The organism is Paenibacillus sp. FSL F4-0097 (genome assembly GCF_038593125.1).
Taxonomy (GTDB): domain Bacteria; phylum Bacillota; class Bacilli; order Paenibacillales; family Paenibacillaceae; genus Paenibacillus_AQ; species Paenibacillus_AQ odorifer.
The window spans coordinates 6,476,840-6,502,688 of sequence record NZ_CP151965.1 but is presented as its reverse complement, the minus strand read 5'-3'; the positions used below and the strand labels follow the sequence as shown (position 1 = coordinate 6,502,688).

Below are 25,849 nucleotides of genomic sequence, written 5' to 3'. Positions count from 1 at the left end.
CAATGCGGTAGAGAAATGGGGGTCGACTGATCAAATGTTAATCATATACATCGCTGGATTTATCGTATGCATGGGACTCGCACTTGGCCTCACACCTTTGGTGAAAAAATTCGCCATTAAGATTGGTGCGACAGATGTGCCGAATGCTCGTAAAGTGCACACGAAAATTATGCCCCGCCTTGGCGGATTAGCTATTTTTCTGGCGTTTGTGTTAGGCCTGCTTGCCGTATTGCCGATTATTCCATATGAGTTCACTCCGCGGGAGGCCAACTTCATCAAAGCGCTGCTGTGTGGCGGCGGACTGATTGTACTTATCGGAGGGTTGGATGACCGATTTGAATTATCAGCAAAGTTGAAGCTGCTGGGCCAAATTGTCGCAGCATGTATTGTAGTTTTCGGTTTTGGTATTACTGTAGATTTTGTGAATATTCCATTTAACAATACGTATTCTTCATTGGAAAGCTGGATTGCTATCCCGCTTACGATTTTCTGGATTGTTGGTGTCACCAATGCTGTTAACCTGATTGACGGGTTGGACGGGCTTGCTGCTGGTGTATCAGGGATTGCGATTGCTACGATTGCGGTAATGGCTTTCTTGATGGGTAACACGATGGTTGCAATGTTATGCCTGTTGCTTCTGGGTAGCATAATCGGATTCTTGTTCTTCAACTTCCATCCCGCCAAGATTTTTATGGGGGATACGGGATCGCTGTTCTTAGGCTTCTGCTTAGCTTTACTTGCTTTGCTAGGGTTTAAACAGATTGCCGTGGTTTCGTTTATTACACCTTTGCTTATTATTGGTGTACCGTTGTCGGACACGTTCTTTGCGATCGTGCGCCGTAAGCTGCAGAAGAAACCAATCTTTGCACCAGATAAAGGTCACTTGCATCATTGCCTTCGCGAGCTAGGCTTTAGTCATCGTCAGACTGTGCTCATTATTTATGGTATTGCTGCATTTTTCGGAGTTTTAGCTGTTATTCAATCCTCTGCCGCTCTTTACGAGGCGAACTGGGTTACCTTTGTAGTCATCTGCATCATGCTCTTCTTCTTGCAGATCGGTGCGGAAGTTACAGGTTTGATCGGTAAGACTAAACGTCCGTTGATTGATTTCTTTTTAAGAATTCGTATGAAAGCTAATCCGGAAAGAGGTTCCAAATCTTAATTTATTAATGGTATTATTCTAATATTTTCTATAACTAACAAAACTCATCCCTTTTCGGATGAGTTTTTTGTTGTTTTCCCTAAAAATATCGCTTCCTATGACCGATAAAGAACAAAGTGAAGGTTTACGAGAATTTATACTCAAAGGAGAGATATAACACATGCAACGCTTTAAGAGACCGTTCGTTTGGCTGATGCTGGCGGCTTTGATCGTTTCTATGTTCCCAGGTAAATACACGCCCATAGCGGCAGCGGCTACCACGAGCTCCACGACTTTCTTCAGTCCGGATGATCTCACATTACGTAATACTGTTCTGTTGAAACAGGATGTTGTAGCAACAACAGCTAATCCTAATCCTGAGGGACTTATTGACCGTTCTAGTGTTTACAAAGTAAGTAGCCCTACCTTTTCAATTACAGGAACCTACTCTCAGGTAACATCTTCCACGATGAAGGTTACTGTAGAGCAGCTTACAAAAGACAGTCAATCTAATAAATGGGTAACAGATGCTACTCACCTGACTACGGGAGCGGTAACAACAGATACCAATAGCCCGGATAACCGTTTTGTAGCATCTGGTCTTGTTTTGTATACAGGTTTTAATAAGGTGACCTTTTCTGGTATGCAAGGGAATCTCCAACGTTCAGAATCATTTTATGTTCTTTATGATAAAGTTCCCTATGTAACAGAATTAAAAGTTTTGGGTGGTCCTTCTGCGCTTAATTTAAATGAAGGAACACAAGTTGTCGTACCAGTATCTACAGTTACTCTTCAAGGTAAAGTAACGAATGCCACTAAAGTCAGTGTCTCCGTGAATGGAGGAACTGCATTACAAACTTCCCTATTGGAAGACGGAACATTTTTCACACCCGCGCTGAACTTGAGTCCGGGATTAAGTACGCTTAAGATTGTTATTCAAAATGCTTCGGATTCAATAACAATAGACAGATCCGTATATTTCTTTGATAAGGATCAACCGTACGCTTCTTTGAACATCAACCACGACAATGCGGACTATAATATCTTAAATGATAATGTGCCTACGTTGACTGCTGATTTGACTCCAAGTGTTGCAGGTTTTACTGGACAGATCTTAGTTCCATATAACGTGGCTCCGTTTGCAACAAATGCTGTGCTAACTCTTAATAAAGGTAATAGTTCCGAAAAAGTTGTAACGATTAGTGCTGTGACAGAAGAATTAACAATTCCTGGTCCTGATGGCGTTACTCCAACGTATAAATTGGTTAAATTTAAGACTGCAGCTGATTTAGAAATCTTGGCGGGTGTAAATGACTTTAAATTGTCTGTCGATTATGGCAGCCACAGCAGTTCTCATCTTTATTCATATAAATTTTTAAAAAATGAGACTGTTATAACAGAAATGTACTACCTTCCTGGATATACAGGCTCAGGTGATCTTACCAATATCTCTAAATTGCCTTTGAATGGCCAACAGTTAGAGACGGATAGTTTCTATATAATGGCGAAGACAAATAGATCAACAACCCCAGAAGATATAACTGCAAACTATTTGCCTTTGAGTAATAAACCACTATCTATAGTTTATGTAACTGCAGGCACAGGAACAAATGAATATATTTATAAAATATCAGGGTTCTCTAATGGTCAACAAAAGGTACAATTCCGTTATAAAGGATCAGAATCCTTCTATAATGCTGATATTTCATATGTATCGAAAAACTATATATATGTAAGTAATCTGCAAGATGGTCAGACCTATGAATTCGATTCCAGTGTAGAAAGAAAACTTAATGTTTCTGGGGAATATATCGGGTTCGAAAATATAGAAAATGCACAAGTGCAAATTAACGGCACAGACAGTAACACATTAACTAGCAACCCTTTTAAGCTTGAAGTAGAAAAAAACTCAACAGTAAATAAAACAACTTTTAATTTCACTGTGACAATCAGTCAGACGGGACCACTGGTATACGGTGAGAATAAAATCGTATTTACTGGAGTCTCAAGAGATAATGCTGGTAACCAACGTATTATCAAAAAAGAACTTAAAATCTACATCATTGATACCAACATTTCTGGGGTAAAACAATTCCATCCTACTTTAGGGGATAATCGTTTACCATTTACAACTACAACCCTTTCTAATGAAGTCGAGCGTAATGCCATGCTGGCATTGCCAGCTGAGATTGTATATAAGGATGAAAAATATACAACAAGCAAAGATAAATTCGACTTGGTACTACAAGGTAGTGGTGCTACAACGCTGAATCTTTATCAGGGCTCTACTCTGGTGTTTACTTCGACGGGGCAGGATAAGCTGCTAATTGACGGTACGGAAACCGCTGGACCTATTGGTCCTAAACGTTATCCTGATGAAGTGGCTGCAAATGGTTTGTATTATGACTACATTGGCAGTGCTAAAAACTTTATTTTAAGATTACGTGACATTAAGTTTGATGCCCCAGGAAGTCAAGTTTATACCCTAGAGCTTATTAACAAAACAGGGGCAAGAACTACACAACGTCTTGAAGTAGTGCGGGAAGTTGCTCCATATCGTCTTTTGTCACCTGTAGCGACAGTAGGTGAGCAAATTGTTGTTAACAAAAACTTTGTTCGTTTTGATATTGAGGCTGAAGGTGCCACTAAAGTAATAATTGGCAAAGAAGAAGCAATAAAACGTACGGATTTGCCAAATCAAGATCGCTTCACCTATGATTATGTGGGTTTAAAAGCAGACAAATCGAATCCTATTAAGATACAAGTGGTTCGTGCTAACTCCACAATAAGCGATACCATAAATGTGTATTATGCCAGTGCTGTGCAGATTGATACACAATATATGGCGGAGAAGGTAGCTACGAAGTATAGTGTCTTTAATAAAACCTTGGAATTGAACTTCCCTAAAGGTACGATTATGAAGGGATATACTAGCTCTGGTGCTGCAAAATATTATCCTAATACAAAACTGTTGTTTGGTATCGCGGATCCCGCTGATGGCGTTGTTGAACGTAAGAATGATTACGGGAACATTATCAACGTAACGGGTAGTGACGACAGAACCGAAGGCGGGGGCGGGCAGCTTGTGATTCCACAGGATCTTGCTCTACGCTTTACATCAACCGTCTCTACTAATAACTTTTCGAGAGTATCGGATATCTATTGGCTTAGTGGTGGTCTAGGAAATGATGGCGTTAATCTTGAGACCAACGGGGTTACCCCACATTTCGTGGATGCCAGTGGAAAGACTGGATATTTTACACAGTATAGTCAAACGAGAAAAATCGTACCTTCCCAACGTGGTGAATTGACGCTTACTTTCAACTCCAGCATTGTGGATGAAGTGGGATCGACTATTACAGTATTCCGATATACAGATTCAGGTAAGTGGGAGAACTTGGGCGGGGTCGTAGATACGAAAAAACATACCATCACCGTTCCATTCGATGAATTTGGTTATTACACTGTTATGAAGCTGCGCCGTGGTTTTGTTGATATTACGAATCATCCATGGGGCAGAAATATAATGAATGGATTGTATTCCAAAGGATTCATGACTAACCTTCGAGCAGACGCATTCGGGGCCGATGATTTGACCACTCGTGGTGAATTCGCTACATTGTTGGTGAAATCATTAAGTATTCCTTTGAACTATGATGCTAATAAACAAACCTTCTTTGATATTGTGCCAGAAGCCGTCGCGGCCACATGGGATTTCAAACACATTGAGACAGCTGCTAGGGCAGGTATTGTTACAGGCCTCAGTGATGGCTTCTTTGGGCCTGATCAAGCCTTAACACGTGAACAAGCCGCAGTAATGATAGCTAGGGCGTTGAAACTCAAGATGTCTTTGAATGACAGTAAACTGCTGGCAAGCTTAAGCAAATCATTTGTTGATACAAGTAACATGGATTTCTACTCACGTCCTGCAATTGAAGCTATATCTAAAGCTAAGATTATGGAAGGAAGCGCTGTGACCGTTACAGGCCAAAAGAAGCCCGTCTATAACTTTAACCCGAAGGGTAAGTTGACTAGAGCAGAGGCCGGTAAGATTACTGTGGCACTCTTACAGAAGAGTACAAGCATCTTCCCTAAGAACTTTAACTAAAGAATAAAAAAAGTGCTCCGGCTTGCGAAAAGTATTCGTAGGTCGGAGTTTTGATGTAAAGATAACAATTACCAGCGACATAAATTTTGTAATCTGCACCGATTTACGATACAATAATGTAGAAAATATTATTTTCTGAAAGGTGAAAGCCATCGATGAAACCGATTTTATCAAAAGCACAGTTGGATTACATGAAAGCCAAGAATATGTTTGAGAATAGAGCAAAAGTGTTGGAGAAGGAAATTGCAGCTAAACGGGCACTACAGGAGATCACTCAAGAGGTCATGGAAGAACTGGTGCAAGCAACAGGATTCCACGATTCATACAACGAGCTTGTTGTTACTGAGAATGCTCTGATCGAATGGTCTCATACTACAATCAAGCATGAGAAGAGCTACCGCGAGAACCGCGCAGCTATTGATGCAATGTATGACAATGTGAACTCGAGTCCTGAGAAGCGTCAGGAATTGATCCAATTATCTATGAAGATTCGTTAGAAACAATGTAATAGAAGCAAGCGTCGGCAACGGCGCTTTTTTTGTTTTTTGTAGGAATGTTTAAATTAATAGTACAAGTGTTAATGATTCTTAGTAAATATTGCATAATGACGTTTAGAAAGCGACTATGATATACTGTTTTCCGTAGGCACCCATGATTAACAATAGTTAGTAGAACATACATATGTATCTTCTAATGGGATCACACCGGAAAATATAAAAAAGAAGATTTTTTTTGAGAAACCGCAACTTTTTCAAATCTTCTGCGTTTAAGGTGTAGAGTCATTTACACAGGGGCTGAAATTAACCGCTGGTAAAGCCAATTTAACAAAATGGAAAAATTAGCTTTACGTGACTTGAGGCACATTGTATAATACTTAGGTATAATTAGGAATCTAGTATTGTCATGTCCTAAATTCGTTTACCAGTTTCTGTGATACCCGTCACAGACATTATTTATACTTAATTTGCTCAACTCGGGAAAGGGGGTGCATCGGCTAATGAGTGACATGAGCTACTCAACTAAAGAAAAATCTCAGTTTATGAACGTCCAAGGAGGAGAAAAAAAGGTTATGAAGAAAATTTTATCCGTAGCATTATCTACAGCAATGGCATTCTCGATGTTTGCCTCTGTAGCGTTTGGTGACGCAGCAACAACTCCGCAACAAAAATTTGATGCTTTGGCAGCGAAAGGTATTCTCAACGGATACCCAGATGGTCAAGCTCACCTTGAAAAAGATCTTACTCGTGCTGAGTTCGCGAAGATCGTTACTAAATTGTTCGACCTTACTGAAGTAAGTAACAAATTGTCTTACAAAGACAAAGGTTACAACGCATCGAACTGGGCTGTGCCTTACATCGAAGCTGTTACTGCAGTAAACTACATGCAAGGTAAAGATACTGTTAAAGGTATCTTCGATTACAACGGTAAAGTAACAGTTGAAGAAGTTGCGGCTGTATTGTTCCGCGCTTTGAAATTGGAACAACCAACTACAACTGATAACTCTGCATCTGCATGGGCTAAAGGTTATGCTCAAGCAGTAATCAATGCAGGTTTGGTTGCTAAAGATACTAACTTCAAAGCTAACGCTAGCCGTTCTTTGGTAGTTGAAACAGCTTATGCTGTTGATCAATTGAGCCAAGCAGCTACAATCGCTTCTGCTGAAGCAGTAAGCCCAACTAAAGTAGTTGTAACTTTCTCTGACAAAACTACTACAACTGTTGAATTGACAACTGCTCTTGTAGCTGGAGTTGAAACTACAATCAACTTCAAACACAACGATCATGATTACACTACTAAAGTAACTTTGGCAGCTCCTAAGGTTGTTTCCGCAACTGCTCCAAATGCTAAACAAGTAGTAATCAAATTCAACCGTTCGATCGATGCAGATACACTGGCTGAATCCAGCAAAGTTATCGACGGTGTTGTAAAAGTAACTAAAGTTGGTAGCAAAGATGATGAAGTGGCTAACGCTTATGTAACTTTCAATGCTGACAACACAGAAGCTACTATTACTGTGCCAGGAACTAAAGGTCTTAAAGGTAACTACACAGTTGTTGTGAACGATACTGTTAAAACAACTGCTGGTGAAGCTGTTCCAGCATTCACAACTTTGCTTCCTATCGCTGACACTGTAGCTCCAACTGTTGCTACTATTAGTTCTACAGCTAAAGCAACAACTAAAGACGTATACGTAACATTTAGCGAACCAGTTAAAACTACTGGCATCGTGGCTTACGTAAATGGTTCTTCTGCTTCCGCGACTGTACAAAATGACACTTACACTGAGTTCAAACTGAGTGGAGTATCGTTGGAAAGTGGTAAATCATATGATGTATCCCTGCTTAATGTAACTGACTATGCAGGTAACGTTGCTAATCCAAACCCAATCAAAACAACTGTAACTGTTGTTTCTGACGTTGCTGCTCCTGTAATCAAGAGTGTAACTCCAGTTAGCGACAAGTTTGTTGAAGTTGAGTTTGACAAGAACGTTGACCGTGCATCTTTGGTTGGTAATGTTCGTCTCTTGAACTCTGTTGGAGAAAGCCAAGGTACATTTAGTGTTATTACTACTGGTAATGGCAAGAAATTCACCTTGCAAAGTCCTCTGAATAGCTTCCCATCCACTGGTACTTTCACTGGAACCGTTGTATTCGGAGCAACTGTTAAGGATACATTGGGTAACACATTGGGAACTGCTTCAAGTCAAGCAATCACTTTCACTAAGGACACTGTAGCTCCTACAGTTACTGGTATCACTTACTCAACTTCAACTTCTGTTAAAGGTCTAAAATTGACTTTCTCTGAAGATGTTGTAAACACTGGATTGGGTTCAGTAGTACTGATCAATAACAAAACTGGTCAATCTACTGCAATTGCTAACACTACAAATGGTAGCGGAAAAACACATACATTAACTGCTGTTAATGTAGATACTGGTGAGTACACTGTGCGTCTGCCAGAAGGACTCTTCAAAGATAAATCTTTCTCTGGCAACAAGCTTGCTGCAACTGTATTGACTGTGAAAATCGGATCAGAATCTACTGATGGCGATGCTCCAGTACTGTTCAACAACGGCATTGTAATCAATGACAGCCAAAAAGTTGTAACTGCAACTGGAACTGTTTATGGTGACGCTACTGTCACTGTTGATCTGAAAGATGCAAGTGGCCTTAACGTTGCTTCTGTACTAGATGTTAATAGCTACACATTGAACGACAAGGCATTGCCTGCTGGTACTTATGTAAATATTAGTACTCTTGATGAGAAGGGTAATGTAACAACTAGCTCTTCCAGTCCAAAATATGCTCGTGCAACAATCAATATCCCTAGTTCTTCAATCACTGAAACTAAATCTGACTACAAATTTGTAGTTAACGGTGTTACTGATGTATCTGGTAACACTATCGAAGCAGTTTCCAAGACAGGTAAACTTACTAGCAGAACTAGCCCAGTGTTCGAATCTGCAGTAGTTTCCAGCGGCAACTCTTATGAATTGATTCTTGGATTCTCTAAAGAAATAACAAATCTAGACGAACAACATCTGGCAATCTACATCAACAATGATACTGTTGGAACTCGTCTTGATCAAAAGTATTACAAAGTAACTAAGATTGCTAATGGATCGGATAAAGGCAAATGGTCTGTTACTTTCTCGAAACAAATCATTGATTCCAAAGCAAATATCAATGATGAATTGGATCTGAACTCCAATGAAGTTAACAGAATCATCGTTAAGATTGTTAAAGATGCAGACGCACACGATGAAGTTGGTAACAAAATCACTGGCGAAACAGAAATCTCCGCTAAGTAATCTCCGATTACCGAAGCACAGAATAGCCTCTTCGGAGGCTATTCTTTTTTTATAGGTTTTTATCCCCAATAATGAGGAGGAACTTCTTTGAAATCGGTATGGAAAGTAACAACCGCTGCTGTATTGCTGGCTGGTGGTATATGGGCTGGGTCTTTGCTAAACATTACTGCTGAAGGTGCAGGTGTTGGTTCTCAGCCTGGCACAACGGATGATCCTGTAGTTACTAAAAGCTACGTCGATCAGCAAATTCAGAAAGCACTTTCAGGTGGTGCAGTGACGACTCCGGTAGCGACTGCTACACCTGCGCCTAGTGCAACCACAGCGCCAGTAGCTACACCTGGTCAAAATAGTAGTAATGAATCTGTGATTGTTGATGTGAAGCCTGGCCAAACTTTAATTGCTTCTGCAGGCGCTGAGTTTATCGTTCGCGCGGGTAAAGCAGTAATCGTTTCACAAGATGCGAATGGTGTGGCCGATTTAACAGATGGTAAAGATCTTACAAATGGACTAGCTGCACCATCTAACCACTTATTGTCCTTCCCTCGTGATGGTCGTGGTATAGCTGTTCAAGAGGGTCAAACCCTTGGTCTTGTTGTGATGGTTCGTGGTGGATATACCTTGAAATAATGTGTAATGATATATATTTATAATGCCCGTAAACAGACGTAATCATACCTTCAAACTGTTTTCCAAAGTTACAAATCATTGGCGCGATTGAAGATTAAGTGATGGACGCACAATATTCCTGTAATCTTACAAATTCACAGGAGGTGCTGTAACATGGCACGTAATAATCGTACAGTCGTACCTGAAAGTCGGACAATGCTGAAACAAATGCAATATGAAATTGCAGCTGAATTTGGTTTATATGGGGCTCATTATGGAGGCGGGGCAGACACGGAGTTTGCTTCTGAGTTAGGAGCAGTCGGAGGTAGTGGTTCTGGCCGTAGTCAGTACCTTGGGCATCTGAGTTCAAGGGATAATGGGTCTGTTGGAGGAGAAATTACGAAGAGACTCATTAAGCAAGCTGAACAGTCTCTTTTTCAATAATATCAGGGGTTAGGATACCCTTATTCCTTATCTGATATTGCTTTTTTATAGCGTGAAATCAATATTCATACTCTCACGGGGGGCTCTGTGTTTAATTGACACCACCCCCTAAATAAGATAATATGACTTTTGAGGAAAGCCTTAGACCTTTTCCATATGGAAAAGGTTCATTTTTTGAAGAGTTTAGTGAATGCAGGCATTAAATTTTGCGAAAATCCTTCATGAAAAGAAATCAGGCAAACCTGAATTATTTATATTATTTAGTTTTATTATTTGGCCTGTTATCATTAAGGAATCCCTTATACAGTGTCAGACTAACCATATGGGAGGTTGTTATACTTGTCTATTAAAGGGCGTCATTTGTTTACTTCTGAGTCCGTTACGGAAGGGCATCCGGATAAAATCTGTGACCAGATTTCCGACGCGGTATTGGATGCATTTTTAGTTAATGATCCTAATGCACGTGTAGCCTGCGAAGTAGCAGTAGCAACAGGTCTTGTACTGGTGATCGGGGAAATCAGTACCAAATCAGAGTATGTTGATATTCCTGCCATCGTACGCAATACCATCAAAGAAATTGGATACACACGTGCAAAGTATGGTTTCGACTATAATACATGTGCTGTGTTGAGTTCTCTTAACGAGCAGTCCGCTGATATTGCCCAAGGTGTTAACTCTGCTTTAGAACACCGTGATCCTGCTCAAGTAGCTGAAGAAACAGCTAATATTGGTGCAGGCGATCAAGGGCTCATGTTTGGTTTTGCTACGAACGAGACACCTGAACTGATGCCACTTCCGATTGCCTTATCACATCGTATTGCACGTCGTTTATCTGAAGTTCGTAAGAACGGAACCTTGGACTACCTTCGTCCAGACGGCAAAACACAAGTTACGATTGAGTATCAAGATGAAAAACCTGTACGCGTAGACGCTATCGTAGTATCTACACAACATGCAGAGGAAATTTCTCTTGAACAAATTCAGGCGGATATTAAAGAACATGTTATTTTGCCTGTTGTTCCTGCGGAACTGCTTGATGCAGAAACCAAATACTTTATTAACCCAACCGGACGTTTTGTTATTGGGGGTCCTCAAGGGGATGCTGGTCTAACTGGCCGTAAGATTATCGTCGATACATACGGCGGATATGCTCGTCATGGCGGCGGAGCATTCTCAGGTAAGGATCCAACTAAAGTAGACCGTTCTGCGGCTTACGCGGCTCGTTATGTAGCTAAGAATCTTGTAGCTGCTGGTTTGGCCGACAAATGTGAGATCCAACTTGCCTATGCCATCGGTGTAGCTACTCCTGTCTCGATAAATGTGGATACATACGGAACAGGTAAAATCAGTGAAGAGAAAATGGTTCAACTGATCAGCAACAACTTTGATCTTCGCCCTGCGGGCATCATTTCTATGCTTGATTTGCGTAAACCGATTTACAGACAAACTGCAGCTTACGGTCATTTCGGACGTACTGATGTTGATCTTCCATGGGAACGCGTAGATAAAGCAGAATTACTAAGAGATCTAGCAGGGTTGTAATTCATCATACGGTCTTATAATATGTTAACCCGCAAGTTGGCCATGGTGTCAGCTCTGCGGGTTATTTTGCGTGCGAAAACGAGCAAGGCTAGTGAATCTAACCATAGAGAAGTAGACTACTAAACTTTGCCAGCCTTTTAGCCGAAATATAAGAATATACATAAAGACGATAGTATGGCTTGAGAGGAGTCTATCACGGAATGAAAAGAAAAATTTCAATATGGACGGCACTTATTCTAGCGGGAGAGTTAGTACTTGGTTCGGGTTATCCTGCTATTGGAATAGGGAATTCAGCAGTGTACGCTGCATCAGAGTTTGGTATAACAGTCTCACCAGCGCCTGGAGCAAGTTATGTAACTATCGGATCATCCCTTAGACTGAGCTTTGATCGTCAAGTAAACCCGCAGTCAGGTGAAATTACTATCACGGGTCAAGGTGATAGCTCACCTTTTTTAACGATTCCTATTGGTAGTTATGGTCTAATTGGTAGTTCAAAAGATTACGAGCTTAAGCTAAATCAACAGTTTACTTCAAACAAGACTTATACAGTGACAATCCCTAAGGGGTTGTTCAAGGATAATGATGGTAATGAGTCAGGTGTTACTTCATGGGCATTTACCACTGCGCCTGAGAGTAATACAGCGATTACGGCAGGTAACTTTTCACCTGCTAATAATACAAGAGTGGATGCAGGAGCCCTTAAGGAGCTAAGTCTAACCTTAAATAAAAACCTGATAAAAGGTGGAGGTTACATCCGGATTTTGTCGTCTGCAGATAATGCAACCGTACAAGAGTTCAAAATTAAGGATGATGATACTAGAGTTAACGTTCAGACTGATGCTAACTCTACTACAGTTAAACTAACATTGGATAAAACATTGGCCTCCGGAAGTAACTATTATGTTCTTATAGATTCTTATGCTTTTAAGGATGTTGATAATCGAACGTATTCCGGGATTTCAAGCGGTGATGTGTGGAGCTTCTCTACTAAAGGTGTGGCAGAGATTCCAGTGACTCCTGCACCGGCAAACGGATCAGGTGGGGTATCTACCACTGGAGCCCTACAGCTTACATTTGATCGTCCTATGATGCCTGCAGCTGGAACCATAACAGTATCTCCAGGTGCAGCTAACGATGCTAGAACGAGATGGCTTAATGTAAACTCCCCAGCCGTTACAGGAGGAAGCAGCAGAACTATAACATTACTTCCAGCATCAGCAGCATCACCCTTGCTAAACAGTACGCAGTATACGGTGACGATACCGCAGGGAGCTTTTTATGATCAAGACGGAAATGTATTTCCAGCTTCGGGTGCGTATACCTGGACATTTACAACGGCTTCTTTGACAGGACTTAATGTCAGCGCGCTAAACCCAGCTGACCGGAGTGAATCCATAGCTAACAACAGATCATTTTCTGTCACATTCAATCGTAATGTGAATTATAACAGTGCTGTGGAAAATGGTGTAGCGCTTTATAAAAGTGGTGGCGCACAGGTTCCGGTTACTGTTAACCGGAGTACAACTGCTGCAAGCGAATATGTAATTACGCCTAAAACAGCTTTAGATAGCGACTCAACCTATTATATTGATATTGCTAAAGGAGCTTTTGTAGACGCTATTGATGCTAATGTTATCTATGATGGACTAAGCGGCAAAAATTCATGGAGCTTCCGGACCTTGTCTCAGGACAAAACAGCTCCACAGCTCACATCTGCATCACTCGAGAACAATCGGACCATTCGTTTAAAATACAATGAGAGTCTTAACTCTTCCATTGCACTGTTGATCTCCAGCTTTGGTGCTACGGTGAATGATGAGAATCGTACAATTGAAAGTGTCTATATCCAGGGAGACAGCGCCTATGTGGTACTCAGTACAGGGGTAGCGGTTGGACAGAACGTGAAGGTTAGCTACACAGGGGGTCTGCGGACCATTCAAGATCCAAGCGGAAATGCAGCCAGCACCTTTAGCTCAAAGCAGGTTACTAACACTATCGAGTCCTCCATGCCTACACCCAAAGATGGACGGATCACAGGTAGAACTGTAGCGTTGAATTTCAATGACTCTTTAAAGGCAGTTTCCTCTTACGCACATAGTCAGTTTCTAGTGACTTCAGATGGGGGATCTCTAGGGGTCAACTCCATAAGCTCCAGCGGGAACACTGTATATTTAGGGTTAAATAGCGATGCTTCTAATGGCCAGACCGTTCGTGTCTCCTATTATGCAGGCTCTTATCCTTTGCAGAATTCTTTTGGACAAAATATTGCGGATTTCACAGATTTCTACATTCGCAACAGCAACGATACAATTCCACCCGTGTTCCAAAGTGCAACCGGAGGTGGCAATAAAATCCTTCTGAATTACAATGAAGGCTTGTCAACGACAAACCTCCCGATGAACAGCCAGTTCTCTGTGCTTGTTGGCAGCACTCCTAACTATGTTACGAATGTATCCGTCAGTGGCTCACAGGTCACGCTAACGCTCCAGAGTGCTTTGACGGTGAATCAGAATGTTACGTTATCCTATGTTCCGGGGACTACCGGAATAAGCGATTTAAATGGAAACCGTGCAGCTTATATTAACCTGCAGCCTGTGTCCATCTCGGAAAATAGCGGCACTAGCATACCTGAGATTAGTTCTGCCACCATCAATGGCGACGAGCTTACGGTTACATTCAGTAAAAACATGCAGGCATCTGGTTCCCTCTATGCTAATCAGTTCGGAGTTAGAGCAGATGGAAGCAGTATGGGTGTACAAAACTACACTTTGTCAGGGGATATTTTGAAAATAACAACATCCTCAGTAGTAAAGACCGGGCAAACTATCGATTTGTCCTATATGTCAGGTTCAGGTACGATCAAGGATTTAAGTGGTAATATACTGTCCTCCTTCTCTTCACTTTCTGTTAAGAACCTAACCGGCGTGAGCACCGGAACGGGAAATCGTCCATCCTATCTAGGGACGATTGCAACAAGTGAGTTTGGAAAAGAATACGCGCTGCTGAAGAGTGACTCTTCACAAATCGTGGATGACCGTTCGTTATACAATCAATCTGTAAAAAGATATACCTTAAACACAGATCGCCTGACGGCCAGTTTTGAATATCTGTATAAGGCAAGTAGTGATACATTAGCTTTTGAGGTGCCTGCTACAGAACAATCGGCCTATGTGACTGTTCCTTTAAAGCCTTTGCTTGATGCTGTAAATCGCAGTGAAACCACAAAATTTATGATACGTTATGGCGATCACTTATATAGCGTAGGATTAGACGATATCGATATGAACGGATTAGCGACAAGCTTGATTGCAGACAGTAAAAATATCTCGCTGGTGTTCCGCTTAGAAAAGGTTCCGGCAGGTACGTTCTCCCCATTTGAGCAAAAGCTAAAAACTATGGGGATGCAGAGCGTTACTAGTCTTATGGATGTCCGGGTGACTGCGATAGTAAGCAGCAATTATTCTAATGCTAAGGCATTATCGGTACCTGGAGAATACACTGTGCGTACAACTTCTTCATTGAACAATGCGCAGACATCTGCTGCTAGACTGGATCTTTCCTATTACGATGCAGCCTATCTGCCAACAAAAGTAAGTACGGTAGGTAGCTATACGATTATTCGTGCTCGTACGGAGGGTAATCAGGTGTTAGGAACCTTTATATCAACCCGGGCCTTTTCAGATATGAGTAGACATTGGAGTAATTCAATCGTAGCTGAGCTTAGTGCAAAGACTATCATCGATAGCAGTTACGGGACTACATTTGGTCCAGAAAAAAAGATTACCCGTGCAGAGTTTGCAGTAATGCTTAGCCGGGGACTTGGTTTGCTAGGCGATCGCGAGACCGCACAGCGCTTCCGGGATGTGCAGCCTTCCACACAAACGGGAGACTATATTGGTGCAGCAGCTAAGGCAGGTATTATTACAGGCAACACGGATGGCTCCTTCCGGCCTAATGATAATATCACTCGTGAGCAGATGGCAATCATGATGATTCGGGCAATGGAATACACCAAACATCCTATTACATTAAGCGGCACTTCTGCCTCAACACTGGCTCGCTTTAAGGATAAGTCCAAAATTCAGAATCAAAGTGCAGAATTCGTAGCTAAAGCTGTGCAATCTGGGATTATTTTGGGAATGACCACAAGTGAGTTCCAACCTCAGGGTAATGCCACTCGTGCACAAGCTGCTGTGATGTTGCATCGGATGCTGAAGCAAACAGATTATTTATAGAATAAATAGATTGGTAAAGCCTGGCATTCTGCTGGGCTTTTTTTATGTTAACAGTTTGTGTTACGAGACTCTATAAAGCTTGAAATCTCTCAATTTCGCAACTTTTTCGCTTATTTTCAGTCTATTAAAAGAGTACTAGAAAAATAGGAACCAGTTTCCAGACTTTTGATAACGGACTTGAAGAGTAAAAAAGAGATGGGAGAGTTACGTCGAAATGAATGAAGTTTTCATGGAGAAGAAGAGTAGAGAAGTTGTTCGGGGAATGAAATTATCATCTACTAAAAAATGGGTTGCCGCTTCATTGGCAGGTGTGTTGTGGATTATGCCAGTAATTGGCAGTGAAGGCTTGGCTATGTTTGGTCATAGTTCCACACCGATTGCTGCCGCAGCCACATCTAATTTTAAAGTAAGCAAGCTGGGAGAAGAAGTAATTACTTCGGGCGCCATTATGATGAAATACAAATATACGGCTACACGTTCAGGAGCGAGCGCTTCTGGCTTGGCGGATGTTATTCGCGTTGACCTCAACAATCCATATGTTTCTTTAGATGTTATGACAGGTAAAGGTGGAAACCTGACAACACGTCAAAGTACTGGTGGGATGGCTAAGGAAACTGGAGCCGTGGCTGCAGTAAACGGAGATTATTTTAATACAGGCGGGGAAGGTGCTCCGATTGGTGGACAAGTATCCAGTGGAGTATTGGTATCCACCCCTTCGCAATTGGATGGAATGTATGCCTTTGCAGTGACTAAGGACCGCAAGCCTCTTATTGATGAGTTCAGCTTTGAAGGAATGATAACCGCACCTGACGGCGCACAGTTTGAGATATCCGGTATCAATAAAGGTGCTTATAGTCCTGAAGGTGGAAGCTCTACTTATAGCCATGCTAATGCAATGTATATCTATACGGATGTATGGACCGCACTCGATCGTCCCAAAAACAGCTCAACCACACCGACAGAGGTGCTCGTTGAGAACGGCGTAGTTACTCAAATATCTGAAAATGCTGCGCTTCCTACAGCGGTTCCAAAGGGAGCTTATATTTTGCGGGCCCATGGCTTAGCCGCACGGTATGTTACTGCCCATCTGACTGTTGGACAACCGGTAACAAGTGTGTACTCCCTGAAATCGAAGACTACGCAGCAATCGCTAGATCCTGCTAATCTGCAAACAATGATTGGTGGACATACGATTCTTGTAAATAATGGAAAAGCTGCAACGTTCTCTCGCTCGACTAGCAGCATTGGCGGTTATCGTGCACGTACGGCTTTAGGATACTCTCAGGATGGACGTTATGTTTATATCATAGCTACTGAGAAAAATGGCAACAGCTCAGGAATGTCATTGACCGAGCTGCAATCTTTTATGACCAATATTGGAGTCTGGAAGGGGCTTAACTTAGACGGAGGCGGCTCTACAACGATGGTAGACCGGCCTCTCGGTGAAACCTCAGCCACACTAACCTTTAATACAGAGTATGGCACAGAGCAGCGCAGCATTGTTAACGCGCTTGGTGTTTATACTAACGCACCACAAGGTGAAGTAAAAGGAATTAAAATTAGCGGAAGCACTTCATTATTAGTTGGACAAAAGGCTACTTATTCGTTAAAAGGTTATGACACTTACTATAACCCTATAGATGTAGCAGCAGGCAATCCTACTTGGACATCAAGTGGAGGAAGTGCAACTGTAAGTGCAGGAGAAGTAACGGCAGTGAAGCCAGGCACCGTTACCTTAACGGCTAAAAGCGGCGTAGCAAGCGCTTCTACAACCCTTACAGTCTTGGGTGGAGATGATCTATCCAGCATGAGTGTAGGCACTGCTACAGCGCCACTGACAGCTGGGACAACTGTATCTGTCCCTGTAAAGGCCTCTACGAAGAGTGGAGCAACCATAAGCGTTCCAGATTCAGCGCTGAAGTGGGAATTTGTAGGCTTTAAGGGAGTCGTGCAAAATGGCAAGCTTACTGTAAACTCTGTGGATGCAGGGGTTACTACAGGTTACGCTATTGCTCGTTATGATGGATTTAGCACAGCGGTTGTATTATCGACAGCAGCAGCTACAACATGGGAAGATTTCGAGAAGGTAAGTTATCCAGTCAACTTTACTACCAATGTGCCAGCGGTGCAGGGGACTGCCACAATAGTAGACGGATCGGCTGAAAGAGTAGGCTCCAAGGTGCTGTCACTCAGTTATGATATGACGGCTGGCAGTGGTAAAATGTACGCTTATGCTCAACTTAACGGCACAAGTGGAAAAGCCGTTCCAGCGCTTGCAACTTCGATGTCAGTTGATGTGATGGGCGATATGAGCTTAAACTGGCTGCGTGCTGAGTTTGTCGACAATAGTGGAGCTACAGCCTATGTAGATCTTGCGAAGATTATCGATTGGAACGGTTGGAAGAACATAAACATCGACTTGTCAGGATCAGGGATTAAATTCCCGGCTACGCTGAAAAGACTTTATGTAGTCAACGTAGAGGAGGGCCAAGATGAACGGGCGAAGACAGGTACCGTTGCTTTTGATAATATCACCTTCACAATGCCTTCACTTTCCAGTGATGCTGGGTTACCAAAGGGTACAGCTTCGATGAGCATCGGCTCCAAAGCAATGACCGTAAACGGAAATAAGAAGGCTATTGATGTAGCTCCAATTGTGAAAGACGGCAGTACTTATGTGCCGATCCGTTATGTGCTGGATGCTTTTGGAGGGAATGCTACCTGGGATCAGGTGAATAAGAAGATCATGGTGTTGCGCGGAGCTAAGGCACTGGATCTGACGGTAAATAAAAAGGAATACCTGTTAAATGGTAAGCGACAAAGTGCTGAAGTAGCACCTATTATTTTACAGGGTAGGACTTTAGTACCTCTGAGACTGGTTTCTGAACAGTTAGGATTAACTGTAAAATGGGAACAGAAAACGAAGACCGTAACTATCGAATCGTGATATGTTAATATATAAGGAAAACCTTAATACGATCCGATAGAAAAGGGGCAAGCATCCGTGGAATTTCAAGCCGATGCGATTGATCGCGTTATTAAAAATACCATCGACGTGATGGAGAGCAGCAAGTATCAGATTTTTGAAATATTGCAGGTTGCACGTGATGAACTTGCTGCACTCAACAAGGAACTGCAGCGGGTCATGGACGAAACGGATGAAACATTGAAAAAGGTAGACAAGCTGGAGCTACAGTATCACCGCTCCAGAATCCGGCTGACAGAGGTCAGCCGGGACTTTGTCCGCTACTCAGAGAAGGATATCCGTATTGCTTATGAGAAGGCTACGGAGCTTCAGCTCGAACTCATGATGACGCGTGAGCGAGAGGTCTATCTTCGAAGCAGACGTGATGAATTACAAATGCGAGTGCGCAGTGTCGAAAATTCTGTAGAGCGTGCAGAGTCAATTGGTTCGCAAATGAGCGTAGTGCTCGAATATTTGTCGGGAGAACTAGGCCAAGTGACGAGAATTGTCGAATCTGCGAAGAACAGACAGATGATCGGACTCAAAATTATCCTGGCTCAAGAAGAAGAACGGAAGAGAATTGCCCGGGAAATTCATGATGGTCCCGCTCAAATGCTGGCAAATCTAGTCCTTAGGACGGAAATTGTAGAAAGAATGCTGGTAAAGCAGGAATTTGGGCTGGTGCAGGACGAAGTAGTAGATTTAAAAGGGCAGGTTCGTAACAGCCTGGAAGAAATGCGTAAGGTTATTTTTAATTTACGACCGATGGCTCTCGATGATTTGGGCTTGATTCCGACTTTGCGGAAATATGTGCATGATTTTGAAGAGAAGACGAAACTGCGGACGACTTTGGAAACCCGGGGACAGGAACACCGACTATCTTCAGCGATGGAGGCGGCGGTATATCGTCTGGTTCAGGAAGCATTGTCTAATGCAGCAAAACATGCCTACCCAAGCTTCGTATTGGTGGAGATTACATACCAAGCGCAGTTAATTAAGATTGTGATTAAAGATAACGGATTAGGCTTTAATGTACAAAAGTTAAAAAATCAGCAAGGTAATCGGGAAAGCTTCGGGTTAGTAGGTATGCGGGAACGTGTAGAACTGCTTGAAGGAAGAATGGAAATTGTATCAGCCGAGAATCAGGGGACAACAATCGTGATCCATATTCCGACGAATGTGGAGAAGGGGAAGGAGTAGTGTGATGGAGAACTTAAACTCTAGTAAAACGCCCATTAAGGTTCTTTTGGCGGATGATCATCAGCTTTTTCGTGAAGGGCTGAAACGCATTTTGAATATGGAGGAGGATATCGAGGTCATAGGGGAGTGCGGCGACGGTATTCAGGTATTAGAGTTTTGTAACGGGACTAAACCGGACATCGTACTGATGGACATCAATATGCCTGTTGAGAATGGCGTAGAAGCCACTCAAAAACTTCGGGAAATGTTCCCGGAGGTTAAGGTAATTATTTTATCCATTCATGATGATGAGAGTTATGTATTTGAGACCCTTCGTAAGGGCGCCAATGGTTATTTATTGAAGGATATGGAGGCCGAATCCCTTATTAATGCTATTCGTTCGGTCTGTGAAGGACATGCCTTTATCCATCCAAAGGTTACTGGAAAGCTTATCAATCAATTGCGGCGTATGACTTACCTTAACGAGACTGGCGTAACTACAGATACAGTGGTGAAGGAAGCTGGTGTTAAATTTATTGCTGGCGACAACAATCCTCTGACCCGTCGTGAAGCAGAAGTGCTGCGTCTAATGGCTGAAGGTAAGAGCAATAAAATGATCGGTGAATATTTATTCATTAGTGAAAAAACAGTTAAAAACCATGTTAGCAGTATTTTGCAAAAAATGGAAGTGGATGATCGGACTCAAGCCGTTATTAATTCGATTAAATATGGCTGGGTAACCTTGTAGAAGCTTCACAGTAATACGTTACATATAGGAAAGAAATTAAGTAGACACAGCTTGCTTCCCTGATGGGTGTTCTAGGCAGTCACCGACCTTTTAATGCCGGCATATAGTGTTGGTATACAGAGGAGGTGCATCTCCATGGTAGCCCAGTTGATATGGATTGCGGTTGTTTATGTATCCGCTGCAGTGATGATTCATATGTTGCATAACCGGCAGAAGGTGCGTAAAACACCGCAGTCCGGAAAATGGATTCATTATATTTTTATTACCCGCAATCATGAATCTGTTGTGGAATGGTACATTCGGGCACTGACATTTCAAGCTCTTCTAACCGGAAAACGATTGCGAGTAACGTTCATGGATGATGGTTCGAGTGATGGAACACTTGGGATAGTTTCCAAAATGGCCGCTAGCGGCTGCTCTATCGATCTTGCAACATCTTTGTACTCTCTTCAGATGAGTGAAGAATTACAGCATGAAGGAATTGTAGTAGACTTGCGGTTGTCAGGGCAGTCTGTATCGCTGCCTTTTATGGGGATGGCAGGAAGTAGGGGATGCGAATCAAAGCGCAACAGATCTTAAGTAAATATGTAAGTAACGGGTGAAGCACACTCTCCAAGAACTGGGGGAGTGTGCTTTTTGCGTTTGGGGAGACGTAGTCGTGAATTTGGGATCAAATATGGAGTTGTTAAGTACAGGCGAGAGGTAGGAGGGATTATTATGCAAGTCGCTGTATATGCTGTGGAATGCAAAAGGAGCTGGCGGGTTTGGATTTCATTAGATCTTAGGGTGGATAGATGGTGGTGGTCTGTAGCTAGACCGGAGAAGAAAGCTGGGAGTTCGTTAGCGGCGGATAGTTTGGTTCTGCTTTCTTCTGCGTTACCGCTAGGGTGGGCTGTGAAGCTCCGGGACAACTTTAAACAAAGAAGCGCAATGGGCACCTGGGGGATTAAGGAGTGGGGGCAATATATTAATAGTATGCTTGAGGCTGAGTTGAGAGAGGAGAAAGAGACAGGGGGACTGTGGGAGGCACAGTGGCTGAATGATGGAATATTCATATGGAAGCCTAATGAATCAAGTTTCGGAATAGATCAGGACAATAAGAAGAATGAAAGATACGATTGGTGTGAAAAAGAGGATTTTCAATCTGGATTACTAGAATCGGATTCAGAACAATTATTGCGGGCTGTGGCCGGGCGCTCTTTATTGGAGCCGGAAGTAGAAGCGCTGCTGGCAGAAGAATTGCCAGAGCTAGGGGGAGGCTGGCGCCAGGCGGCACAACTGGCGCATCTACAGGGGCGGCTGATGTTTACAGCCGCCGTAGGCAATGCAGCCCCCGCTGCGCACGGGGCGCGGGTCCGCCAGCTCCCTGCGGGTGCTGGCGTTATGATGCGTGCGGCGGCTAAGCTGCCGCACGTATTGCGGCGCTGTCGCTCGCCGCGCGGTTTCGCGCTGCCTGCGTTGCGGCAGCGTGCCCACCGGCCGCACGGCATGCGCCGCGTGCGGGCTTATGGGCTGCGCCTATTGCGAGGCCTGCCTCGCGCTTGGGCGCAGCCGGGCTTGTGCGCTGCTGCTGCGCAGCGCAGCACTTCCGGCCGTGCGGTGCACGGCCGCCCTTGACCCCGCCGCGGCCGCAGGCCGGTGGGGGCTGAGCCCAGCGCAGGCGGGAGCCGCTGGCGCTGCGCTGGGTTTTCTGGCGGAGGCGCGCAAGCGCTCCGCCAGTACCTGCCCAGAGCGGTTTCTGCTCTGGGCGGTGACGGGAGCGGGGAAAACGGAGATGATATTCCCGCTCCTAGAGGCTGTGCTCGCCGCCGGAGGGCGGGCGCTGGTAGCGACGCCGCGCCGCGACGTCGTACTTGAGCTCGCGCCGCGGCTCGCCCGGGCCTTTCCGGCGGAGGTTATCGCCGTACTTTATGGCGGCAGCGCAGATCGCTGGGTGAGCGGTCGCTTAACGCTCGCAACCACCCATCAGCTCCTGCGCTTCCATCAAGGTTTTGATCTCGTAATCATCGACGAGCTGGATGCGTTTCCTTACCACAATGATCCTATGTTGGCCTATGCCGCTGAACAAGCCTGTAAAGTGGACGGCTCTTTCATTTATTTATCAGCTACGCCACCACAAGAAATGCAGCGTTTGGTTCGGTTAGGCAAACTTCCACATGCCAGAGTGCCTGTCCGCTTCCATGGTCATCCCTTGCCTATCCCGCAGCAGTTGAGTATACCCTCGGTTCTAACCTGTCTAAAGCGTGGAAGTTTGCCAAGATCGCTTATACAAAATCTTCAAAAGTCACTGGAGCGAAAAGCACAAATTTTTCTATTTGTGTCTCGAATAGCTCATATCGAAGGATTGCTGATCCTACTTCGTCGTAGCTTTCCCGGCGTGGTTATTGAAGGCACCTCTTCCAAGGATTCATTTCGGGCAGAAAAGGTGACTGCTTTTCGCAACCGTATCATCTCTCTGTTAGTAACTACTACGATCCTGGAACGGGGAGTTACCGTACCACGCAGTGACGTGTTTATTTTGGATGCAGACAGTGGTCTATTTGACGAAGCTTCTTTGGTACAGATGGCAGGCCGTGCCGGACGTTCTAAAGACGATCCTGATGGGCATGTTGTATTTGCCTCCCCACAGTGGAGCCGATCCCAGCGTGGAGCGATTGCTCAGATTCGTACTATGAATATCATCGCTCGCCGCCAAGGATATATCCGTAAAGGTGGGGCTAAATGAATACCAAGCTTACAAGTTTCCGAAAATCTCTGTCTTTCCTCCTCACCCCCTCGTTGTCTCAATGTCTAACCTGCGGGAAGCACAGCCCACAGTCCTCACAGCTGCCTGGTATCTGTAAGAATTGTGCGGAATCCATTCCTTGGATACGTACTCCACGTTGCTTGATATGTGGGCGGCATGTAGGCTGTCCAGACTGCACTCGCAGCGCTGAGCCCTCACCTATTGTATGTAACCGGAGTGCGGTAGCCTACACTAATAAGATGAGAGAATGGCTCGGTCAATATAAATATCGCGGGAATGAACGATATGCCCCTCTGCTTGGACTCATGCTGGATAGGGCATATTTAACCCTAAAGGAGGAAAAGCAACAGGGGGCTCTTTCATCCCAGAAGGCATCGTTTTTTCATCTTATTCAACATAAAAGGTACATAAAAAACAGCCTTTGGTCAGCTGATTTATTAGTTCCGGTACCTGTCAGTGATTCAAGGCTTCTAGAACGGGGGTTCAATCAAGCGGAAAGATTGGCCGATGTTCTATCTCGTCATAGGAAGATTCCTCAGCTACCGCTACTAATTCGTACGCATCATACGGGTAAGCAGAGCTTTAAAGGACGTGCGGAGAGACTGGCAGATATGAAGAATGCTTTTGGAGCGAATCCGGCAGTCTCCACACCATTTAAGGATTGGCTGAAAGATAACTCACCTATAAGCCGTCCTATTCGAATTATTATTGTTGATGATATCTATACAACGGGAAGCACGATTCGTGCTTGCGCCGAAATTCTAAAACAAATGGTTTCAAACTATGATTATGCTGCAGAAATCTATAGCCTAACCTGGGCGCGTTCCTAAAACGCGAAAAATGCATGATTGTGAACAGCTATATCCATTCCATTAAGGATTAGTTGCGGTTGGTAGCGTTTCTTCTGTCCCATAGACGAATTCCTTGCAATCATGTAATCTAGGAGCATAAGAATATTATGCATTGCACAGAATGTACGGAGAGGAGCGGCTGCTTGTTATGAATCTAGACAATTGTCCAAGGTGCGGCCGGTTGTTTGTCAAGAATCTTATGGGGTTGTGCCAGTCCTGTATCAAAGAGCTGGAGCATGAATATGAGATCTGCGTGAATTATTTACGGGAAAACAAAGGAACCAACATTCAGGAGCTCTCCGATGCTACGGGGATTTCTATTAAAGAGATTACCCGCTTTATTCGAGAAGGCCGGATTTCTATAGCTAATGCACCCAATATGATGTACCCTTGCGAAGTGTGTGGTACACTGATTCGGGATGGCCATATGTGTGACAGCTGTCGTAGCCGGCTCAGAAAAGATCTCACGAATGCTGTCAAGGAAAATTCTGCTGAGGATACTACTAAAAAGACATCTGATGGTGCATATCGTGCCATAGATAAGCTGCGTGACCTATAAAATCTGCAAAAAAACGTTTGCAGCTATAAAGAATGTTTCAGTCTACGCCGATAAACTTAGTAAAGATTATCGGCTTTTTTATATTAGAAGGAAGGTGGAAGTTATGAAAATTAACGAGACCGGACGAATTAACGCGATTAATCCGTATCAACGCAGCGCGGAAGCGCAAAGGCAGGAACAAATGAAGAAAAGCACACGCAAGGATGAGGTTTCGATCTCTGATGAAGCGATTCAACTCTTGCAAGCACAAAACACTGGCAAGAATGATCCAGAACGCGCACTTAAGATCGACAATCTAAAGCAGCAGGTCTCCGCAGGTACCTATCAAGTTGATGCATCTAAGCTAGCAGAGAAACTCGCCCCTTACTTTAAGCAATCCTCCGAGAATTAGGTGAAAACATCCATGGCATTGACGACATTAATAGAACTATTGGAGCGGCTAGATGGAGTGCATGTTCAAATGCTGGATCTGGCCGCAGACAAGAAACAAGCTATCAAAGAAAATAAGGTTGAAGTACTTATTCAAATCCTTAATAAAGAGTCCAAATTTGTGAAGCTCATTGAGCACCTTGAAGAAGAACGTAAGCAAGCTACCTATGTCTTTTTGCGGGATATTGGGATCCGTTCCAACCTAAATCTGAATTTGACAGAGTTGTCTAGGCTTGTGTTTGATCTTGAAGAAAAGCAGAAACTACAACAGTCACAGCACAAGTTATCAGGTACATTGCAGAAGCTGAAGGATGCTAATACACTGAACCAGCAGTTACTTCAACAGGCACTCTCTTATATAGATTTTTCGATAGAAAGCATGTCTTATTACTCAGAATCAGAAGCCACATATCATCATCCGGCAGAAAAAACGGTTGGAGCACAGCGCTCTGGGCTTTTTGATACTCGAGCCTAATTTGGAGGAA

Annotated in this window: 18 protein-coding genes; all 18 read left to right on the top strand. The window is 43.5% G+C overall.

Translation table 11 applies throughout. The features are described from left to right. Positions 1–34 precede the first annotated feature (34 nt). The 18 genes from MHH86_RS29225 (at position 35) to MHH86_RS29140 (ending at position 25,839) form a co-directional block, all read left to right on the top strand. Positions 35–1,162 (top strand): MraY family glycosyltransferase, encoded by a 1,128-nt coding sequence (locus tag MHH86_RS29225; protein ID WP_036681523.1) that lies wholly within the window; start codon positions 35–37, stop codon positions 1,160–1,162. A gap of 160 nt (positions 1,163–1,322) precedes the next feature. Then, positions 1,323–5,249, top strand: a complete 3,927-nt coding sequence (locus MHH86_RS29220) for an S-layer homology domain-containing protein (protein ID WP_076316162.1) — start codon at positions 1,323–1,325, stop codon at positions 5,247–5,249. A gap of 155 nt (positions 5,250–5,404) precedes the next feature. Further along, positions 5,405–5,746 (top strand): hypothetical protein, encoded by a 342-nt coding sequence (locus tag MHH86_RS29215; RefSeq protein ID WP_036681520.1) that lies wholly within the window; start codon positions 5,405–5,407, stop codon positions 5,744–5,746. Positions 5,747–6,246: 500 nt separating this feature from the next. Continuing rightward, complete coding sequence (locus MHH86_RS29210) at positions 6,247–9,060, top strand: Ig-like domain-containing protein (RefSeq protein WP_076099678.1); 2,814 nt, start codon at positions 6,247–6,249, stop codon at positions 9,058–9,060. An 87-nt stretch (positions 9,061–9,147) separates the two neighbouring features. Further along, positions 9,148–9,687 carry a hypothetical protein gene (locus MHH86_RS29205; protein ID WP_038573625.1) on the top strand — a complete coding sequence of 180 codons (540 nt, stop codon included), beginning with the start codon at positions 9,148–9,150 and terminating at the stop codon, positions 9,685–9,687. Between the two features lie 153 nt (positions 9,688–9,840). Then, entirely contained in the window at positions 9,841–10,110 is a 270-nt protein-coding gene (locus tag MHH86_RS29200; protein ID WP_036681516.1) for an alpha/beta-type small acid-soluble spore protein, read from the top strand. A gap of 339 nt (positions 10,111–10,449) precedes the next feature. Then, positions 10,450–11,652, top strand: a complete 1,203-nt coding sequence (gene metK / locus MHH86_RS29195; RefSeq protein WP_076099677.1) for a methionine adenosyltransferase — start codon at positions 10,450–10,452, stop codon at positions 11,650–11,652. Positions 11,653–11,852: 200 nt separating this feature from the next. Beyond that, a complete protein-coding gene (locus MHH86_RS29190; RefSeq protein WP_342479569.1) occupies positions 11,853–15,887 on the top strand; it encodes an Ig-like domain-containing protein in 4,035 nt (1,344 codons plus the stop codon). A 214-nt stretch (positions 15,888–16,101) separates the two neighbouring features. After that, positions 16,102–18,834, top strand: coding sequence for a stalk domain-containing protein (locus tag MHH86_RS29185; protein ID WP_340893008.1), 2,733 nt, complete (start codon positions 16,102–16,104; stop codon positions 18,832–18,834). A gap of 57 nt (positions 18,835–18,891) precedes the next feature. Beyond that, positions 18,892–20,052, top strand: a complete 1,161-nt coding sequence (locus MHH86_RS29180) for a sensor histidine kinase (protein ID WP_036681511.1) — start codon at positions 18,892–18,894, stop codon at positions 20,050–20,052. Between the two features lie 4 nt (positions 20,053–20,056). Beyond that, positions 20,057–20,779, top strand: coding sequence for a response regulator transcription factor (locus tag MHH86_RS29175; RefSeq protein WP_036681509.1), 723 nt, complete (start codon positions 20,057–20,059; stop codon positions 20,777–20,779). Positions 20,780–20,914: 135 nt separating this feature from the next. After that, positions 20,915–21,358 (top strand): glycosyltransferase family A protein, encoded by a 444-nt coding sequence (locus MHH86_RS29170; protein WP_051491194.1) that lies wholly within the window; start codon positions 20,915–20,917, stop codon positions 21,356–21,358. A gap of 138 nt (positions 21,359–21,496) precedes the next feature. Beyond that, a complete protein-coding gene (locus MHH86_RS29165; RefSeq protein WP_342479568.1) occupies positions 21,497–22,396 on the top strand; it encodes a hypothetical protein in 900 nt (299 codons plus the stop codon). Further along, entirely contained in the window at positions 22,287–23,504 is a 1,218-nt protein-coding gene (locus tag MHH86_RS29160; protein ID WP_342479567.1) for a helicase-related protein, read from the top strand. The genes MHH86_RS29165 and MHH86_RS29160 overlap by 110 nt, the downstream gene beginning before the upstream one ends. Next, complete coding sequence (locus MHH86_RS29155) at positions 23,501–24,355, top strand: ComF family protein (RefSeq protein WP_256717291.1); 855 nt, start codon at positions 23,501–23,503, stop codon at positions 24,353–24,355. Before MHH86_RS29160 ends, MHH86_RS29155 begins: the two co-directional genes overlap by 4 nt. Positions 24,356–24,524: 169 nt before the next feature. Continuing rightward, entirely contained in the window at positions 24,525–24,935 is a 411-nt protein-coding gene (locus tag MHH86_RS29150; RefSeq protein ID WP_036678678.1) for a TIGR03826 family flagellar region protein, read from the top strand. A 103-nt stretch (positions 24,936–25,038) separates the two neighbouring features. Next, positions 25,039–25,326, top strand: a complete 288-nt coding sequence (gene flgM / locus MHH86_RS29145; protein ID WP_036678454.1) for a flagellar biosynthesis anti-sigma factor FlgM — start codon at positions 25,039–25,041, stop codon at positions 25,324–25,326. A gap of 12 nt (positions 25,327–25,338) precedes the next feature. Next, positions 25,339–25,839: a flagellar protein FlgN gene (locus tag MHH86_RS29140; protein WP_076144635.1), complete on the top strand. Its 501-nt coding sequence runs from the start codon at positions 25,339–25,341 to the stop codon at positions 25,837–25,839. The last annotated feature ends 10 nt before the right edge of the window (positions 25,840–25,849 follow it).

Bases quoted from the DNA above. Each gene is read 5' to 3' on its own strand.
- MHH86_RS29225 (WP_036681523.1), top strand. From the start codon at position 35: ATGTTAATCATATACATCGCTGGATTTATCGTATGCATGGGACTCGCA.
- MHH86_RS29220 (WP_076316162.1), top strand. From the start codon at position 1,323: ATGCAACGCTTTAAGAGACCGTTCGTTTGGCTGATGCTGGCGGCTTTG.
- MHH86_RS29215 (WP_036681520.1), top strand. From the start codon at position 5,405: ATGAAACCGATTTTATCAAAAGCACAGTTGGATTACATGAAAGCCAAG.
- MHH86_RS29210 (WP_076099678.1), top strand. From the start codon at position 6,247: ATGAGTGACATGAGCTACTCAACTAAAGAAAAATCTCAGTTTATGAAC.
- MHH86_RS29200 (WP_036681516.1), top strand. From the start codon at position 9,841: ATGGCACGTAATAATCGTACAGTCGTACCTGAAAGTCGGACAATGCTG.
- MHH86_RS29190 (WP_342479569.1), top strand. From the start codon at position 11,853: ATGAAAAGAAAAATTTCAATATGGACGGCACTTATTCTAGCGGGAGAG.
- MHH86_RS29185 (WP_340893008.1), top strand. From the start codon at position 16,102: ATGAATGAAGTTTTCATGGAGAAGAAGAGTAGAGAAGTTGTTCGGGGA.
- MHH86_RS29175 (WP_036681509.1), top strand. From the start codon at position 20,057: ATGGAGAACTTAAACTCTAGTAAAACGCCCATTAAGGTTCTTTTGGCG.
- MHH86_RS29170 (WP_051491194.1), top strand. From the start codon at position 20,915: ATGGTAGCCCAGTTGATATGGATTGCGGTTGTTTATGTATCCGCTGCA.
- MHH86_RS29165 (WP_342479568.1), top strand. From the start codon at position 21,497: ATGCAAGTCGCTGTATATGCTGTGGAATGCAAAAGGAGCTGGCGGGTT.
- MHH86_RS29160 (WP_342479567.1), top strand. From the start codon at position 22,287: ATGGGCTGCGCCTATTGCGAGGCCTGCCTCGCGCTTGGGCGCAGCCGG.
- MHH86_RS29155 (WP_256717291.1), top strand. From the start codon at position 23,501: ATGAATACCAAGCTTACAAGTTTCCGAAAATCTCTGTCTTTCCTCCTC.
- MHH86_RS29150 (WP_036678678.1), top strand. From the start codon at position 24,525: ATGAATCTAGACAATTGTCCAAGGTGCGGCCGGTTGTTTGTCAAGAAT.
- flgM (WP_036678454.1), top strand. From the start codon at position 25,039: ATGAAAATTAACGAGACCGGACGAATTAACGCGATTAATCCGTATCAA.
- MHH86_RS29140 (WP_076144635.1), top strand. From the start codon at position 25,339: ATGGCATTGACGACATTAATAGAACTATTGGAGCGGCTAGATGGAGTG.